The organism is Halomonas sp. LC1, assembly GCF_030247125.1.
Lineage (GTDB): Bacteria > Pseudomonadota > Gammaproteobacteria > Pseudomonadales > Halomonadaceae > Vreelandella.
In genome coordinates, this window is the sequence record NZ_JASSPG010000015.1 from 1 (window position 1) to 15155 (window position 15155).

Annotated in this window: 19 protein-coding genes; 3 read left to right on the plus strand and 16 right to left on the minus strand. The window is 56.7% G+C overall.

The features are described from left to right. The 3 genes from QIT27_RS16855 to QIT27_RS16865 all read left to right on the plus strand — a co-directional run. Window positions 1–728 (plus strand): integrase domain-containing protein (locus tag QIT27_RS16855; RefSeq protein WP_285264474.1); only part of this gene is annotated, 728 nt, incomplete at its 5' end. Window positions 729–998: 270 nt separating this feature from the next. Then, window positions 999–1268: an ogr/Delta-like zinc finger family protein gene (locus QIT27_RS16860; RefSeq protein WP_285264475.1), complete on the plus strand. Its 270-nt coding sequence runs from the start codon at window positions 999–1001 to the stop codon at window positions 1266–1268. Between the two features lie 168 nt (window positions 1269–1436). After that, the gene (locus QIT27_RS16865) at window positions 1437–2345 is read left to right on the plus strand and encodes a replication initiation protein (RefSeq protein WP_285264476.1); all 909 of its coding nucleotides are present in this window, start codon (window positions 1437–1439) and stop codon (window positions 2343–2345) included. A gap of 108 nt (window positions 2346–2453) precedes the next feature. On the opposite strand, the gene QIT27_RS16870 is transcribed toward QIT27_RS16865, so the two are convergent. From QIT27_RS16870 to QIT27_RS16945, 16 genes are all read right to left on the minus strand, one after another. Further along, window positions 2454–2984 carry a hypothetical protein gene (locus QIT27_RS16870; protein WP_285264477.1) on the minus strand — a complete coding sequence of 177 codons (531 nt, stop codon included), beginning with the start codon at window positions 2982–2984 and terminating at the stop codon, window positions 2454–2456. Window positions 2985–3010: 26 nt separating this feature from the next. Beyond that, complete coding sequence (locus tag QIT27_RS16875; RefSeq protein WP_285264478.1) at window positions 3011–3427, minus strand: hypothetical protein; 417 nt, start codon at window positions 3425–3427, stop codon at window positions 3011–3013. Window positions 3428–3492: 65 nt separating this feature from the next. After that, window positions 3493–3663, minus strand: a complete 171-nt coding sequence (locus QIT27_RS16880) for a hypothetical protein (protein ID WP_285264479.1) — start codon at window positions 3661–3663, stop codon at window positions 3493–3495. Window positions 3664–4099: 436 nt separating this feature from the next. After that, a complete protein-coding gene (locus QIT27_RS16885) occupies window positions 4100–7117 on the minus strand; it encodes a phage tail tape measure protein (RefSeq protein ID WP_285264480.1) in 3018 nt (1005 codons plus the stop codon). Window position 7118: 1 nt separating this feature from the next. Next, on the minus strand, window positions 7119–7493 hold the full coding sequence (locus QIT27_RS16890; RefSeq protein ID WP_285264481.1) for a hypothetical protein: 375 nt from the start codon (window positions 7491–7493) through the stop codon (window positions 7119–7121). Window positions 7494–7545: 52 nt separating this feature from the next. Beyond that, complete coding sequence (locus tag QIT27_RS16895; RefSeq protein ID WP_285264482.1) at window positions 7546–8568, minus strand: phage major capsid protein, P2 family; 1023 nt, start codon at window positions 8566–8568, stop codon at window positions 7546–7548. A gap of 40 nt (window positions 8569–8608) precedes the next feature. Next, a complete protein-coding gene (locus QIT27_RS16900; protein ID WP_285264483.1) occupies window positions 8609–9307 on the minus strand; it encodes a hypothetical protein in 699 nt (232 codons plus the stop codon). Window positions 9308–9331: 24 nt separating this feature from the next. Next, window positions 9332–11794 carry a replication endonuclease gene (locus QIT27_RS16905; protein ID WP_285264484.1) on the minus strand — a complete coding sequence of 821 codons (2463 nt, stop codon included), beginning with the start codon at window positions 11792–11794 and terminating at the stop codon, window positions 9332–9334. 121 nt (window positions 11795–11915) lie between these two features. Further along, on the minus strand, window positions 11916–12125 hold the full coding sequence (locus tag QIT27_RS16910) for a hypothetical protein (RefSeq protein WP_285264485.1): 210 nt from the start codon (window positions 12123–12125) through the stop codon (window positions 11916–11918). Then, the gene (locus QIT27_RS16915; RefSeq protein ID WP_285264486.1) at window positions 12118–12387 is read right to left on the minus strand and encodes a hypothetical protein; all 270 of its coding nucleotides are present in this window, start codon (window positions 12385–12387) and stop codon (window positions 12118–12120) included. Before QIT27_RS16915 ends, QIT27_RS16910 begins: the two co-directional genes overlap by 8 nt. Then, window positions 12384–12644, minus strand: a complete 261-nt coding sequence (locus QIT27_RS16920; RefSeq protein ID WP_285264487.1) for a helix-turn-helix transcriptional regulator — start codon at window positions 12642–12644, stop codon at window positions 12384–12386. Before QIT27_RS16920 ends, QIT27_RS16915 begins: the two co-directional genes overlap by 4 nt. 189 nt (window positions 12645–12833) lie before the next feature. After that, window positions 12834–13046: a DUF4224 domain-containing protein gene (locus tag QIT27_RS16925; RefSeq protein WP_285264488.1), complete on the minus strand. Its 213-nt coding sequence runs from the start codon at window positions 13044–13046 to the stop codon at window positions 12834–12836. Beyond that, a complete protein-coding gene (locus tag QIT27_RS16930; RefSeq protein WP_081195747.1) occupies window positions 13021–13284 on the minus strand; it encodes a pyocin activator PrtN family protein in 264 nt (87 codons plus the stop codon). Before QIT27_RS16930 ends, QIT27_RS16925 begins: the two co-directional genes overlap by 26 nt. Further along, window positions 13281–13583, minus strand: coding sequence for a hypothetical protein (locus QIT27_RS16935; RefSeq protein ID WP_081195748.1), 303 nt, complete (start codon window positions 13581–13583; stop codon window positions 13281–13283). Before QIT27_RS16935 ends, QIT27_RS16930 begins: the two co-directional genes overlap by 4 nt. Further along, window positions 13580–13726 carry a hypothetical protein gene (locus QIT27_RS16940; protein WP_285264489.1) on the minus strand — a complete coding sequence of 49 codons (147 nt, stop codon included), beginning with the start codon at window positions 13724–13726 and terminating at the stop codon, window positions 13580–13582. The genes QIT27_RS16935 and QIT27_RS16940 overlap by 4 nt, the downstream gene beginning before the upstream one ends. 72 nt (window positions 13727–13798) lie before the next feature. Continuing rightward, window positions 13799–14005: a hypothetical protein gene (locus tag QIT27_RS16945; RefSeq protein ID WP_081195749.1), complete on the minus strand. Its 207-nt coding sequence runs from the start codon at window positions 14003–14005 to the stop codon at window positions 13799–13801. Window positions 14006–15155: the final 1150 nt, after the last annotated feature.

The window sequence follows — 15155 nt, forward strand, 5'->3', positions numbered from 1 at the left end:
TGCTGGCAGAACAGGTCAAAGAGGCCGAGCTATCGCCCGCTTACGCGCAAAATCTTGTGTCGGCAGTGAACAGCGTGATGAAGCACGCCACCCAAGGGCAGTGGCAGCGCGTGAGCCCCACCAAGGATTGCGGTATTGAGAAGCGCTGCGCGGTGCGCTCAGTGGCACCGCAAGGCATAGAACGCGGCGATCTTCACCAGGCGGTGGAGACGTTGCGCAACGCAGAGCAACAGCGGGGCGGCGCGGTGCTGTTGCTTGCTCGTGAGCTGGGCTTGCGAGCCAAGGAAGCCTCGCTTTTGGATGCGCACTCAGCGTTCAAAGAGGCTCAGCAGCGTGAGGCGATCCGCATCACCCACGGCACCAAAGGCGGCAGAGCGCGAGAAATACCCGTAACCAGTCATGCGCAACGGGAAGCGTTGCGTGTGGCCAGCGAGGCCCAAGGCACGGCTAAAAGCTTGGTGCCCACGCAACAAAGCTGGGCGCAGTGGGAAGCAGGCGGGCTACGCAATGCCAGAGAGGTGCTTCAGCAGCACGGCATTGCCCGCATTCACGAACTGAGAGCGGCTTACGCCTGGCAGCGGTACCAGGAAATAACCGGGCAACCGCCACGGCTTGGCGGTGGGAAAGTCAGCAAAGCAGAGGATCGGGCAGCACGGCTAATCATCGCCCAAGAGCTGGGCCATAGCCGCGTGAACGTCACCGTGTCGTATTTAGGGAGCATGCGATGATTCCAGGCGATTTAAGGCACCGCTTGAGGCTTCATGCAGCCAAAGGAGGCAAAACCGCCAGAGCGCGGCAAATACGCCGTGTAGAGGCGTTTGTTCACTGGTGTGGCTGTGACCCTAGGCAGATTGGGCGCGGCCATGTACACCGCTTTTTCGCCGCTCACGCTCACGCCGCTAGCACTCAGCGAGACTACTGGTACGCTATCAAACTGTTATGGCAAGCCCTGGGAAGGCCGGGGGAGCCGCCAAAGCCTTCTAATTAGGAGTTAAGCCGTGACCGAAGCCATCAAAGGTTTTCATCTCAATTGCCCACATTGTGATAGCTGGATGAAAATTAGAACTTCTAAGCAGCTAGCACCAACATATCGAAAGCTCTATCTGTACTGCATCAACCAGCATGATTGCGGCTTTCGCTGTACTGCAGACATTGAAATCACCACCACTTTGACACCCTCATTCTCACCTAACCCCAATGTTGCAAGCATCCCGCTCGACCCCTCAATACTAAAAGCGCTTGAGTTAACGAATGAAAATAAGCATTAAAGGCTTTTTTCCTTTTCTGTCCTTTTCCCCTTTTCGGCCCTTATTTCCTTAGCTTATTCAATGGCTTACAAAGACATTTGGGGAGGTAATGGCGGTGATATGGGGAGGTAATGGCGGTCAATATGGGGAGGTAATGGCGGTGATATGGGGAGGTAATGGCGGTATTGTGTGTGGCGTCCTTTTTATTCTCCTCTTTTGAGCTGCATGCTTATGGATCATGACGATGTGGTGGTCAAATCAAACGCCCTGGTGGAAGCGGCCTATAGCCTCACTGTGGCAGAGACCAAGCTGGTATTGGCCGCTATCGCACAGGTTCGGCGCGATGAACCGATCACCGATGAAATCCGCTATACCGTTACCGCCAATGCTCTAGCCGACATGGGCGGCTTCGCGGCTAACCATGAGCATCGAGCGCTTAAGCAGGCAGCCGACCGCCTCTTGGGCCGCTTGATCAGCATCATTGAGAAGCCCAACGGTTCAGGGCGTCGCCCTCGGGTGCTTCGTACCCACTGGGTGCAGAGCGTGGTCTATCGTGATGATGAAGGTGCAGTGGATCTTCGCTTCGCCAAGGACGTTATCCCCTACCTCAACCAGCTAACCGCTGAATTCAGCCAGTACAAGCTGACCAACGTTGCTGGCATGACCAGCAGCTATGGCGTGCGCCTCTACGAATTGCTGATCCAGTGGCGTTCAAAAGGAGAGCGCGAAGTTGAAGTAGCTTGGCTACGGCGCGTGTTCCAGATTGAAGGCAAGTACAAGTCAATCCGGGATATGAAGCGATGGGTGATTGAACCCGCTGTGCGTGACGTCAATGAGCATAGCGACCTTCAGGTGAAGTGGGGACAACGCAAGCTGGGTCGATCCGTGGCGTTTATCCAGTTCAAGTTTGCTCCAAAGCAATCAGGCAAGCTGTTGACCACACCGCTGGCCCAAAAACCTCAAAAGCAGGACAAAGGAGAGCTTATTGCTGGCATTCCCCGCCACGTCATCGAGCAGCACGCGCGTCCGGGTGAAAGCTACTCTATGGCGGCGCAGCGCCTTCATAAGATGAAGCGGGAAGGTGCTTTTTCCTGGTAATTTTAGTTAGAAAATAAATTCAAGATAATGAGCGTAATCTTGAATTTTAGGCATTTTGGTGGATATTTTGCGCGTTCCAGCACCGTTTTCAAAGTGAAGATAAGGGGCTTACCCAGCAATAAGATCACGACACGCTATTGCCACCAACCGCTCATAATCGCCACGGTTGCCAACGTACTCTCCACCTAACACACCTTGCATGATGCTTGGTGCGATCCGCTCAAGCTGGGGTAGCAGCAGGCCGGTAAGTTGGCGTAGCTCAATATCCCGCTTGGCACCGTAAGCACGGCTAATACTGGTCACAAATGCGGTCGGCACGTCAAGCGCGATATAACCGCCTGGGCAACGCCACGTTACCAATTCCCCATGGTCACGCTGTAGCTTTTCAATGCTGTCAATGATCCGCTGTTGACGCGCATCATCGGCAGTATCCAGCGCTTCATCTATCCAGCGAATCAGCGTGTCTCGGGCATGTTCAATCTGGTCTGCTGGGTACTCAGCAATAATGTCAGCGGCCACCTTAGCGGCGCGTTGCAAGTGCAGCGGCTTCGCCTGGGCATCAATGCCAGCGGCCTCAAGTGCTGCGAGTAAAGCAACATCGTCTACGGTGTCGTCTGTTAAAACAGCGTGGCGATTCATGGTCAATCCTCTCTATTGATAGGCGCTCACGACGCCCCGTTATTTTGCTCACTTTCCCGAATGGCTTTGATCATCGCGCGAAACCCGTGAGGATCAGGCGTATCGTCTTTCGTCTCGACGCTGGCTCTTTCCTCTGGCGGCGGCGCTGGCAGCGCTCTTAACTGGGCCACTTCTTCACGCAGGGCCATTAGCTCTCTGCGCATGGCCGCTAGCTCTTGAGCAACAGTCTGTTGCGCCTCTGCCATTTCAAAGACGTCGCGCTGTTGCATTTCGGGCAGCTTTTTGGATGGCTCCCCCCAAATTCTTATCAGTTCTGAGAGGTCAATAACGCGGGTGCCATCGCCGCTAAAGCTGCATGACAAGCGGCCTGATTCAATTGCGCGGTGTATCGTGGATCGGGCTTTTCCGTAAAGCCTGGCTGCCTTTGAAACGGTCAGTTGCATGGTGAAGCGCCCTGTTGCGTTTTAGCTGTTGCGTTGCCACTTCTTCGCTGACGACCAGGTGGCGACTAAGCCTCGCGCTTTTCGTGTTTTACATACGTCTCCACCGCTTCAACGAGCTGCTCTGAAAGCCGCTTATCTTCGCCGGTGGCCATCCTGTGTTGTCGAGCCATTTGCTCCAACTCTTTACGCAGTTCCTCCGGCATCCGGAAGGAAACATGCACTTTTTTGTCGCTCACTGTTCAAACTCCTATTTCGTGCTACTGTGTTACAGTAACACTAGAACACAAAACCGATTTTTGCAAAACTTTTCACCCTCTTTGCGCCTCCTTAACCCTCCTGCCCATGAATGGGAGCCGTTTACGGCTTGTTTTTGATAGCTTTTATCATTAGCAGCGTATTTTTTTTCCAGGCGCTTCCACAGCCGCATGAAAAACTGCATGAAAGCGCATGAGAACGCATAAAAATAACAGCCACAAAAACCCGCTAAGCCGCCCAGATACTGGGCTTTGCGGCTTTTTTACCGGTGCATGAAAACATACATATTTAGCGAAAGCCGCGGGCGGCGGGGGGACCGCGCGGCGCACCTCCTGCACAGACGGTTATCTAATATCGCTTAATGTATGGACGCAAAAAAAAGGCCGCCTGATTGGGCGGCCTGAAAAGAAAGCAGTGTTAATCGTTATCGTATAAGTTACGGCGGTTATTAGCAGCGGCTTGGCGCGCCGCGCTTTGCAGGGCGCGCTGTACTTTCTCTTCAACCAGCCGGGCTAATGACTGCTCATCCATCCCGGGTGCAGCCTGAATGATGATATCCCCCATGGTGATATGGACATCGCCCTCGCTGCGGGTATGGCTTTGCAGCGGTGGGCGGGCGTCGATCTGGAGGCCGCTGGTGTCGATGCGTAGCGGGTCGAATTGCGGTAGTTCTGGCCACTGGAATGCCAGCGCTTCCATCGTGGGCAGTTCTGGGCGCTGGATGCTGAGTGCGCCCAGCTCTGGCAGCGTGGGGCGTTCTACCTGCAGCGCATCCAGCGTGGGCAGCTCTGGGCGCTCGATGTGGGCGTACAGCCCCGGCAGTTGCGGTAGCTCTGGACTTTGGATCTCTGGTGCGCTCAGCTCTGGCAGCGTGGGGCGCTCCACCTGCAGCGCATCCAGCGTGGGCAGCTCTGGGTGCTCGATGTGGGCGTACAGCCCCGGCAGTTGCGGTAGCTCTGGGCGCTGAACCTCTGGTGCGCTCAGCTCTGGCAGCGTGGGGCGCTCCACCTGCAGGGCTTCCAGCGTTGGCAGCTCTGGGCGCTCGATGTGGGCGTACAGCCCCGGCACTGGGGGCAGTTCTGGTGGTTGAACGTCTATCGCCATGGCTGGCGAGGCGACCCCGGCACTGAGCATCAAGCCTGTGGCGGCGTCGCGCATGCGGCTGGCGAGGCTGCGCACTTGCTTGATGGGACGGTCGCCGTCGTCTTCGATGCCGTTGGCGAGACCTTCGGTGATGAAACCGCCGTATTGGGTAAACACGCGGCTGGGAGAGTTGATATCTAACACATCACGGAACCAGCCCATGGCATTGCTGGCAATGCCGGTGATGGAATCGCGTAGCTCGCCGAGCTTGGCGCTGATGCCTTTGATGATGCCGTCCACGATCATGCTGCCGAAGTCGCGGAAGCCTTCGGGCACTGATACGCCCAGCCGCTCTAAGGCGCTGGTGAACGCGTTGTAGATCAGCCCAAGCGGCGACCAGTTGATCAGCAGCCGAGCAACGCCGCCCACGCCTTCATCGAACGCGGCCTTCACTTGCTGCCACAGGCCGCTGAAAAACGTCTTGATGGGTTCCCAGTATTTGTAGATCAGGAACGCTGCGACGGCTATGCCAGTGATAGCGAGACCTATGGGATTTGTGAGCATCAGCGCGCCGACCGTTTTAAGCATGCCGCCCATCCATAGCAGAGCTTTACCGGTGGCCATGAACGCAGGCACTAGCTTGACCGCGGCGAACTGGATAAGGGCAAGCGGCCCAATAATCGACCCCAAAACCATTAATGCCGTCCCACCGACAGCGACTAAAGCGGATAACGCGATAGCCGCTTTAGCAAGGGTACTGGTCAACTCGGGGTTGGCTTTCATCCAGCCGGTGACGCTGTTGCTTATGCGGATGATGGTTCCATCCACTTCATTTAGCACGCCCATGAATGCGCCCCCAAGGGAGCGCTGCACCCGCTTAATAGCGCTGCCAGCGTTGTCGCCAAGTGTTTCTTCCATCTCACGCGCAGCCCCGGCAACATCGCCTATTCTGTCTTGAGTCTGCGTAAGGGCTCGCAAGAAATCAGGTATTTGGTCAACGGAAAGATCTTCTATCGGAGTACCAAACAGCGCGATGGCGGTATTTGCCATCTCTGCCGGGCTTTCGATGTCTAGCAGGCGCTGGGCGGTAGTGATGAGTGCTGCGCCTGCGCGATCTCCACCCCCAGCAATGGCGTCGGCCATTTCTTGGGCGTTGAGACCAATGGCGTCGTAGGCTTCGACGCTGGCCTTGCTCATGTCGGAGCCGCGAATGGTGAATTCTTTGAGGGCGTCGCCGGTTTTGTCCAAGGCATAGCGACCTTGTTCAGCAGCGGCCACCAGCATGTTGAGCGATTCTCTGCCATCGAAGCCCAAGGCGCGGAAGTTGGTGCCGTACTCGTGCAGGATTTCGGGCAGTTCATCTCGCATTCTGGCCGACACTTCCTGCATACCGCGTGTCATGAGGTCGTAAGCTTCGGTGGCGTTTTTGGCGAGCCCGTTCTGCACCATGATGCCCGCCGTTTGCGCGGCTTCGGCAATATCGGTTCCAAAGGCATCAGAGAGCGTTAGGGCTTGGCGGGTTATTTCTTGAAGGTTCTCGTTTGAAGTGTCACCTAGCGATTCAAATTGCGCACTTAGGATGCCAACGGCTTCGGTTACTTGCTCAAGCCCTTGGCCGCGCCCGGTGGTGTAAACGTTGGTGATAACTTCGCGGTAGCGAGCAGCCTCCTCGCCCCCCTCGCCTTGCTGGGCCGCAAGTCTCGCCCCGGATGACTGATTCATCAGCGCTTGAGTGCCCATGGCCACCACCCCGGCCCCGCCAAGCACTGCGCCCGCCGATCCTGCCCCGGCAATGCTTTGGCCACGGCTTGCGGTTCGTTGGTAGCGCTCACGCGCCTCAGCTGCACGCCGTTGCTGTTCGGCTACTTGCTTCAGCTTTTTTCGCTGATCGTCCAGGCTCTGGTTGGCCTGCCTCATCTCATTGGCTAGGCGCTGCTGATCTTGAGACAGGTCGTTTGTGCTAACGCCGCTTTCCTTAAGCGTGGTGCGCAATCGCTGCAGCTTTTGCCGTTCACCATCGTATCGCTGTGATAGCTCCCTTGCTTGAAGGATGGCTTTTTTACGCTCAGCCGCGAGGGCGGCAGTATCGCCCTGGTTGTCTTTCATCTGCTGCGATAAACGCCTTACGCGCGCCTGTTGGTCGCGCATCGCTTGGGCGGTGGCGTTAGACTGTTTTTTCAGTGCTCGGAAGGAACTAATGTCTTTCTGGGTGCCCTGTAACTGCTTTAGCCGGTCGCGGGTTTCCCGCATCTCCTGGCTGGTTTTGCCCATGTCTTTTTGCATCCGCTTCATGGGCCCGGTGATTTTATTGACGGCTGCAAGAGTGACCCGAAGTGCTAGATTATTTGCCACATTAATTCTCCTGCTCTCTGGCGAGCACCGCGCTATCGGCGTCCGACTGGCTTTCGAGCCGTTGTTTTAGCTCTTTTAGTTGATCAGAAGTCAGCCCCCCGAACCCCTTAGACTCGCTTTTTTTAGGCGGGGGCAAACTTATCCCCGCCGCTTTGCACGCCTGCCTCGCTTCCCAAGCATCTATCTGTAGCAATTCCAGGAGGACGCCAAGTTTTTTCTTTAATGCCGTTAAAGTGCCCAGGTACTCCCACTCTTTTTGGCTGCCAGAGATACTTGCCATCCTTAATTGCACCTGAATAGCCCCCTCCAGCTTGGTCTTTTTACGGGCAAGCGTTTTGCAACGATTCCGGCAGGTCATGTATTCCCTTCTCAACATTACCGGCACCCCGCTGGGTGCCTAGCAATACCTGAAAAACATTTCTTCATGTTTAGCTCCAGTCGCCCAGCTCGATGTTTTCAATTACGCAGCCTGCGCCGAAGTCCTCGACGACGTAAGCTTCGTTGGAAGTCTGATAGTCCTCTACTCGATTGCGCTTTGGGTTATTGACGATGAAACGGCGGCGGCTTCCGCGCTGCCAGTAGATCGACAGCATTTCAGGTATGGTGATAAAGATTGAATTGGCCTGCATGTTAGGCACGCGAGCAGCGCCGATCCCACCGAAGCTCACGCTTGAGCGCTGCATATCTTGTTGCATGACTACCGCTTCAGTGGGCGTTCCTGCGTGTCGGCTCATGACGGTAAAGTATTTGTCGGCAATCAGATCACGGGCAGCGATAGCCTTGAGCTGCCTGTTTTCGCGGTGCCATGGCTCGATCATGTTGTTAACGGCATCAAAGATTAGTGCGTCAATATTGGCGTAATCACCCCCCGGCCCAACGCGCACCACCCCAGCAACACTGCCTTCTGACAGTACCCGCTGTGGGGCATGGTCGCGGTATTTTTGAATCCATCCCTTGTTCACGTCCTGCAAGTGGGTGTTGGCCTGAATATCAGTCTCCGGCGCTGCCACGACACCATTGAAGCCAATCATCACGCGGTCTAATGCCTGCTGCCGCGTTAACGCCTGAGCAATTAGCCGCTGAAACTCTTTTCGGTGCGCCCAGGCGTCTAGCGTTGCCCACTTCAGATGGGTATCAAACTCGGTGCTGACGCATTCGTAGCGGTCGCCTTCCAGGGTGGAAACATCACTGGGAACGCGGTCGCTTTTATCGGTATCGGTGCGCTTGGCAATCGGCCCCGACACCCCTAGCCCTATCCGCTCCCCTTGCGCCTCATCAACGCCCTGAACGTTGATCTCTCTTAGAAATGCGGAGCTTTCCTGTATTTTCTTCTCCATCGTTTGCTGTACGGACGGCTCTACCGTGAAGGCGCTGGTTGCGTCGCTTACGCCTGATAAAGACGCGACGCGCTCAAGGAATTGGCTAAACTTTTGGCTGGTTTCGTTTTTCATGCTGCTCTCACTTGGTCAATGGGTAGGAAGGGGGAGTGGGCTAGGCTTCGCAGGCGAGACGCGGCACCAACGTTTCAACAGTCGCGGCGGCACCCCCTTTGGGCGCGGCCACGGTCAGCAGGTCGGAAAGCTGCCCCTTCACACGCTTTTGGGCCTCTTTCTCGATGGCGGCGCGATCCGCCTGGGTGATCGTGGCCATAAAGCCGCGCTTGGTAGATTCATGGGCATCAAAGCCCAACCCCACCATGAAGGCGTCATCAAACAGCACCGCGTTATTTTCGGTACGGCTCTTATGGGCTAACGCCTCTACCAGGCGCTTCCCTTCGTCTGTGGCCAGCACGTCTTGAACCGCTTTTTCTAGCTGGCCTTGCGAGGCGCTTTCCTGCTGGGCATAGAACTCCCGCTCGTAGCTTTCGCGGGCCTGTTTTATTGGTCGCTTTTCCGCCTCGATATTGGCGGCTAGCTCTTCAATCAGCTCTTCAAGCTGGGTCACTTCTTCCAATGCGCCGTACTCTTGGGCTTTCAGCTTTTGAATGGCGTCACTGACTTGGCCATAGCTCGCCTTGAACTTGGCTCGCCACTCTTCCCCGGCCTCTTTGGCGGTGCGGATCGTCGCGGCACGCTGTTTCTCTAGGCGAGCTTTTTGCTCATGCATCGTTTGAAGCGCTTTTTGGCGATCCAGGTAAGCCGCTTTGGCGCTCTTGCAGGCGGTTTTCGGGCTTTTTTGTTGCGGTTTCATGGGGCGTTTCTCCTGCTGTGGGGGTTAGCTAATAGCCATTCGTGGGGTGGGGGATTCCCATAGGGCAGAGGCCATTGAAAGCGCGTCGCTTTCTGGCATGGCCTTGCCGTTGGGCAGTTTCAGCGCTTCACGCAGGCTGGGCTGCATAAGCCGCATCCACTGGGCCTGCTCATCGTGAGGCGGCTTGAAATACATGGCAGCAAGGCGGAGCGCCTGCTGGTCATCAATCCCCAGCGCTTCGCGTCGTGTGGCAGCAGCCGAGCTGGTTAGCAGCTTCCAAAATGCCTGGGACTCTTCGCTTGGCATAATGGCCGCGTGCTCAACCGCTGCGGGCTTATGCTGGGGTTCGTAATCGCCTAGCTCGGGCGGGAAATACTCGCCTTCATCGCTGAAGGTGGTGGTTTTGAAGGTGTTTTTTAGGGCTTTTTGCAATTCCTGCTCGTATGCCTGCAAGTCGATCATCTCTTGCTGCACTTCAGGACTGCTCCGCCACTCCTGGTAACGCTCTAGCTGCTTGATAGCCTCATTCTCAAGCGGCTGACGTGGCGTGATATCCGGCCCCGTACAGTTATTTACACGAGTCCAAGGCTGCGCGGCTGCGCCGCTACGCTTAACCCCCGGCTTCACTTCCCAGCGATAGAAACGAGTCAGGAACTCGGTCTCGCCAAGTGCCGTTGTCACCACCACCCCCATCACGGCGCTAATGCTCTCGCCGTACTGGCCGCGCTTGGTCATATCGCAGGCTTCGCCAGTCTCGGGGTCGGCTTCGCTCTGGTGGGTATCCATGCGGGTAATTGACCAAGGGCGCACCGGACGCTTGCGCGCCTGGGTGCCTGCACCGCCTGTTAGCTGAAGGTACTTATCCCAATCGCCCGCATTGGCAGCGCGGCGCAGGCTTTCCAGGTACGCCACCGCTTCTGGTTCTGGCCGCGTTGCCGCTACCCAATCTTCATAGCTTTTGGCGGCATAAGCGCTTTCGCTCGCATCACGCAGGCGGCGCAGCTCACGCCATACCGTGACGCTTGGCAGGCCAAAGAACTGAAACTGACGAATGCCCCACGTACTAGACCAGGCCGCAATCCGTGGCGCGCTGCTGGAAAGCTCGTGGCCATACTGGTCAACCTCGCCGTACTGCTCGCTTTTGTTAATGTTCTTGGTCACGTACTTGAGCACGTAACCCGCCGCGCTGCCTTTGCGGGGGTCAATGTCTTCAAAGCGGATGCGCTTCTCTACTTTTCCAAGCACTTCGCCGGGGTCAATCGACACCGCGTAATGCGTCAGCACCTGCTTGAGGGCGTCTAGCTGCTCAGGGTCTACCCATAGGAGCAAATGCCAATGTGGCGTGCCGTCGTGGTGCGGCTCTACCACTCGAAGGCCGTAAATGGCGATACCATCACGCGCTAACTTAGCGCGCGCCCGCGTCCAAAGCGCCTGCAACTGGGCTTGGGCCTGCCGGGGGGTTGCGCCCTGATACTTGGCGTTTGGCTGGCTGGTGGCCGCGTGTACCGCGTGCCAGCGGCTGGGCAGTGTCCAGGTCACAAACACGCCTTGATGCTGCTTGCGGTTGGCTTCTGCCTCCGTATCCCGAATGCGCGTCATAACCTCGGCGTGACGGATATCAGGGTTGGCCGCGCCCACCTCAGCAAGCTGTTTAAGCGTGTACTCCTGCTGAAACTGGTTGACCGCTACCGTGCCTTCCAGCATCGCGTCATTAGCACGACCACGCGACTGCCACCCCTCAAACCCCAACTGACTGATATATATCCCGGCGCGCTTATGCACGCGCCTAGCTTCGCGCTGAAACTGCTCAAGGCGGCGCTTGGCAAGCACCCGCAAACGACGACGCCACCATGCGGCGCTGGACAGCTTGGCCAGCAGCACAGCCCGTTGGTTAGCGGTCATTTCTGTTATTAGGTGGGGGGCGGCAACGTCAATGCAGTGGCTCTCAGCCATGTGGAGCGCTTTAGCCAGCGCGGCGGCGTCAGCCTCTGCTTTAGCGGGCATCGTGAAGCGCTTAAAACGCAGTGCAGATAGCACCACGCCAGTGCATGGCCGCGACCAAAGGCGCTGACTGATAGCCTCGGCGCGTGCCTGCTTGTGCTTGCGATGAGCATCGGCCACCAGCCGATAAACGCCCTCTGCTTTGGCATGGGCGTAATCTTCTAAGGCTTGGTCATCGTGGGTTACGTTAAACAACCCCAGCACCAAGCGCGGCACCTGCCTGCGAAGCCAAGCGTTGCCAGCGGCATTACCGGGCAAGCCACCGCCATTGGCCTTTGACTCAGCAACAAAGCCTTTCAGCAGATCCTTGGCGATCAATGGGAAGCGACCAAACACTTTTTCCTCGCGCCACTTTCGGCACTCCCAAGACCCTTGGCTCTGCTCAAACGCCTTATCTTTTCGCCACTGGCGGTGCCATGGCGTGTCCTGCACCACTTCAATGGCCCGCCTCGCTTGCTCCCAGAGGACGTGATTAGCGTGTGTCATGCTGCCTTCCTTGCCCCCGCCGCCAATTCTGCTAGCATTGGGAGTGCGAATTGTATTGAAGTGGTTTTAGCCCCGACGCTTGGCTGAGCGCTCGGGGCTTTCGCATTTTTGGGCGGCGCGTTCACACCGCCCCTTGTGGCACTAGGCGGGAGCGATCCAGTACGCGAACCGCTGCCGCCTCGATTTGCGTATGGTGCTGCGGCAAGCTAGCGCGGCCTTTCTTCCCGGTGGCCAGCGCCTCCTCGACCGCGTACTTCACCCCCGACCAATCCTCGGCATAGAACGTCACCCGTTCGTTATCGATTCTCAGCGTCACCACTTGCTTAGACATACTCGACCCCTATGCTCCTAGCGCGCTGTGCCTCTTGCCCGCTGATGCCCGCCATTGAACCGCCTGGCGGCAAGGGGGTGGCCATCTGTTGCTCCCGCAACTGCTTTACGCAGCAACGGTCTAGCCGCTCCGTGCTAAAACCAGCGCCTTCCAGCGCCTCTTTAGCGGCAACAAACATCTCAGCCGCCGTTAAGATGTTCATCACCATCGGCGCATCGCCGGTCATATCCACCGCAACCCTCTGATCTACATTGATGCTCATACGACCACCCCGTTTTCTAACGTTGGCTCCAACCGCTCAGCAGGCTGCCAGTAGTTCTTCGCCTTGATGCTGCGATCATTGCGGCGCTCTTCCAGCCATGCGTTAATTTCATCTTCGAAGTACGCGATCTTTCGATAAGAGACTCTTACAGGTGACGGAAACAGCCCTTCACGCACCATGTAACGGCGCTGATAACGGTCAATCCCGGTCACCTCTTCCACCTCTTTTTCGTTCATCAATCGTGTCTGAATCGCCATTGCCACTACCTCACCTAAAAAAGCCTCTTTCATCATCATCACTAACAATCTGAACTTAAATCGCGGGGCGTTGTGCGAGGCTCCCCCCCACAACAACGCTACCGCTTTGCGGATGCGCGCGTGGTCGTTTAAGTGCCCAATTTGGGCGCTTAAACGTTCAAAATGCCTGTTTGGCCAAAAAAGCTGGGGTTAGAGGATGTCTTCTGGCGATGGAGATGCTTTCTCGCCATCGCCAGACACCAGCCCGCCCGCCTGATTGATCAGCTCTATCGTTGTCCAGGGGCCATGGCGGCCCTCAAACACATGAACGCCTTGGTCTCTCAGGCAACGGGAAACATCGCCCGCACGCTGATAGCCCGTAATGGCCTTCAGGTCGTCACAGGACAGAATCGATGAATGCACCACGACGACCCTTTAACGGCTTCTCAGCGCTTTCGCGCTGCTGATCGATATAAGCTGCCGCGTCTGACACATGGATCATTGGCTGACGCGCTGTGCGTGTTAATGGCACCGGGAACGTGCCTTGTGCCATGCGGTTACGCGCGGTTTGCAGCCCAATCCCCATAATGTCCTGACAGAAAACATCGAGAGGGATTAAAGGCTTTTCGTAGCAAGCTAGGAGTAGGAATTCGGTTTTCATGAGGTGGCCCCTTTAGCTTCTGAAAGCTCACGCTCATGGGCCGTTGCCGAGACGCGGAGCAAATCCAGCGCATCAGAGGTCAGCAGGTGGGCAGCCCATGCAACGTTGTGCAGGTCGCGGCCACTTAATCCACTGGCACCATCGGCAGCAAGGGCCATGGTTTCCAGCAGCTCGCTAACAGCCTCAAGGCGGTGATCGGCAGCGCCTGCCAGCTTTTCATAGCTAGCTTCGCCGTTTATCAGTAATACGGGAGAGCTTCCAAGGGGGCTATAGGTAGAAGGGGGGGTAAATGCGGTCATGCGGGCACCTCCTGACGCGCACAACGCGCAGCGAGGGCAATCACGGCAGCCGATAACGGCTCAGAGCGGTAAGGCTCCAGAATTTGAAGTAGGCGGGAAAATTGACGCACCGATAGTGCGCCCATGTATAATGGGTGTTGCATCTTTTAATCTCCAAAAGATAGATGTCACGCCCTCTGAACGGCTGCAACCGTTGCAGGGGGCTTTTTTTTGTCTTACGGCTTACCTTTTTCTTTTTTCACTTCCTCAAGAAGCTCTTTTGCTGATTCCATAATCAGCTCTCTAATAATTTCTGACAAAGAAACATTTTCCCCTGTCTCCATACGTCGCTGTCGAGCAATTTCCTCGATCTGCGCCCTTTCCTCAGGGCTAAATCTGACAGGAATGGGGTGAGTCCGGGTTCCTTTTTTTCTCTCAGACATTCCGCTTCCTCGACAGCAAATGTGTATACACGAAACTACGGTATTCAATTGCTGATCCTATTTCAACAACTTCCAATACTTTTTTTTTCAGTGCTACATTTCAATCTCTACTGCCGCTTGCGGCTGTGGTAGCTGGCCACACAAACAAAACAGCATTCGACCCGCTGCTAGGCGCTCCCCGCTCCGAACAGCTTTACCACTCGCCCTGCGAGATGATGAGCAAGACCACGGCCCCGCTGTGCCTTGCATTTCCAATGACGGCTACGCCCTTAGCATCCGCTAGGCCACGCCTTTTCTATCGCTAGTGCCTGCTGTGCATCCGTTCAGCTTCGCTAGATATGCAACCCCGTTTGCATGAATCCCACCAGGGCTCCGCCCTTTCAATCGACGCCTTCAAGGCGGCGTGTTCGCGTGCATTTACGTCACGTCATTTGTTCAGCCTGGCCATGTATCGCCCGCTGAACCACGCAGCCCACACCCCTTGATCGTGTCGCCCAACCCCCCGGCGTCTCTGTCGCGTCAGCACAGAGACGCCGGGGGTAAATCGCCGCTATGCCCGCCACCATGGGCGTTACGGCTTACCACCGTCGGACGAAAACCGACGAAACCACGCAACAGCGGCGCAACGCCGCTAGCTGAAACACTGCCACGGCTACCGCCGGGCAGTCCGCGAAAACCTCCAGGGCAGCCCCTCGCTAGGGCTGGGCCAACGCCTAAGCCGGAGCCACTAACGTGGCATGCGCAACCCCGCGCCATAGCACCCATAGGAGTCGTTTTTGCATCCCTCAAAGCGATCTAGTCCGCAGCACGTCGCCTGCGTCATCAAAGCGACAACCTCCCACGGTCTGCGCCTGCCGTTACAACGGGCGCGTATCACTTAACGTTATTTTCGGGGCTGGGAGGCAACACCAACGCAACAGCTAAGAGGCGGGCAACGTGGCCAAGGGCAACAATTACGGATTGAAAACACGCGATATGGCCAAGGCGGGAGTGTTTGCCATGAATAACGCCGCACGCGAAGGCAATACCAGCTACAGCACCGCTGCCACAGTGGGCGATCGGTGGCAGATATTCGCCGCCTACGCGAAGGCGGAAGGGTTGAAGCGCTTGGAGCAAATCACCCCGCAGGTGGTCGCCGCCTGGGGGCAGA

Coding starts and splice junctions, on each gene's coding strand:
- QIT27_RS16895 (WP_285264482.1), bottom strand. CDS start 8,568: ATGAAAAACGAAACCAGCCAAAAGTTTAGCCAATTCCTTGAGCGCGTC.
- QIT27_RS16940 (WP_285264489.1), bottom strand. CDS start 13,726: ATGCAACACCCATTATACATGGGCGCACTATCGGTGCGTCAATTTTCC.
- QIT27_RS16905 (WP_285264484.1), bottom strand. CDS start 11,794: ATGACACACGCTAATCACGTCCTCTGGGAGCAAGCGAGGCGGGCCATT.
- QIT27_RS16890 (WP_285264481.1), bottom strand. CDS start 7,493: ATGTTGAGAAGGGAATACATGACCTGCCGGAATCGTTGCAAAACGCTT.
- QIT27_RS16920 (WP_285264487.1), bottom strand. CDS start 12,644: ATGGCGATTCAGACACGATTGATGAACGAAAAAGAGGTGGAAGAGGTG.
- QIT27_RS16915 (WP_285264486.1), bottom strand. CDS start 12,387: ATGAGCATCAATGTAGATCAGAGGGTTGCGGTGGATATGACCGGCGAT.
- QIT27_RS16945 (WP_081195749.1), bottom strand. CDS start 14,005: ATGTCTGAGAGAAAAAAAGGAACCCGGACTCACCCCATTCCTGTCAGA.
- QIT27_RS16870 (WP_285264477.1), bottom strand. CDS start 2,984: ATGAATCGCCACGCTGTTTTAACAGACGACACCGTAGACGATGTTGCT.
- QIT27_RS16935 (WP_081195748.1), bottom strand. CDS start 13,583: ATGACCGCATTTACCCCCCCTTCTACCTATAGCCCCCTTGGAAGCTCT.
- QIT27_RS16900 (WP_285264483.1), bottom strand. CDS start 9,307: ATGAAACCGCAACAAAAAAGCCCGAAAACCGCCTGCAAGAGCGCCAAA.
- QIT27_RS16910 (WP_285264485.1), bottom strand. CDS start 12,125: ATGTCTAAGCAAGTGGTGACGCTGAGAATCGATAACGAACGGGTGACG.
- QIT27_RS16875 (WP_285264478.1), bottom strand. CDS start 3,427: ATGCAACTGACCGTTTCAAAGGCAGCCAGGCTTTACGGAAAAGCCCGA.
- QIT27_RS16930 (WP_081195747.1), bottom strand. CDS start 13,284: ATGAAAACCGAATTCCTACTCCTAGCTTGCTACGAAAAGCCTTTAATC.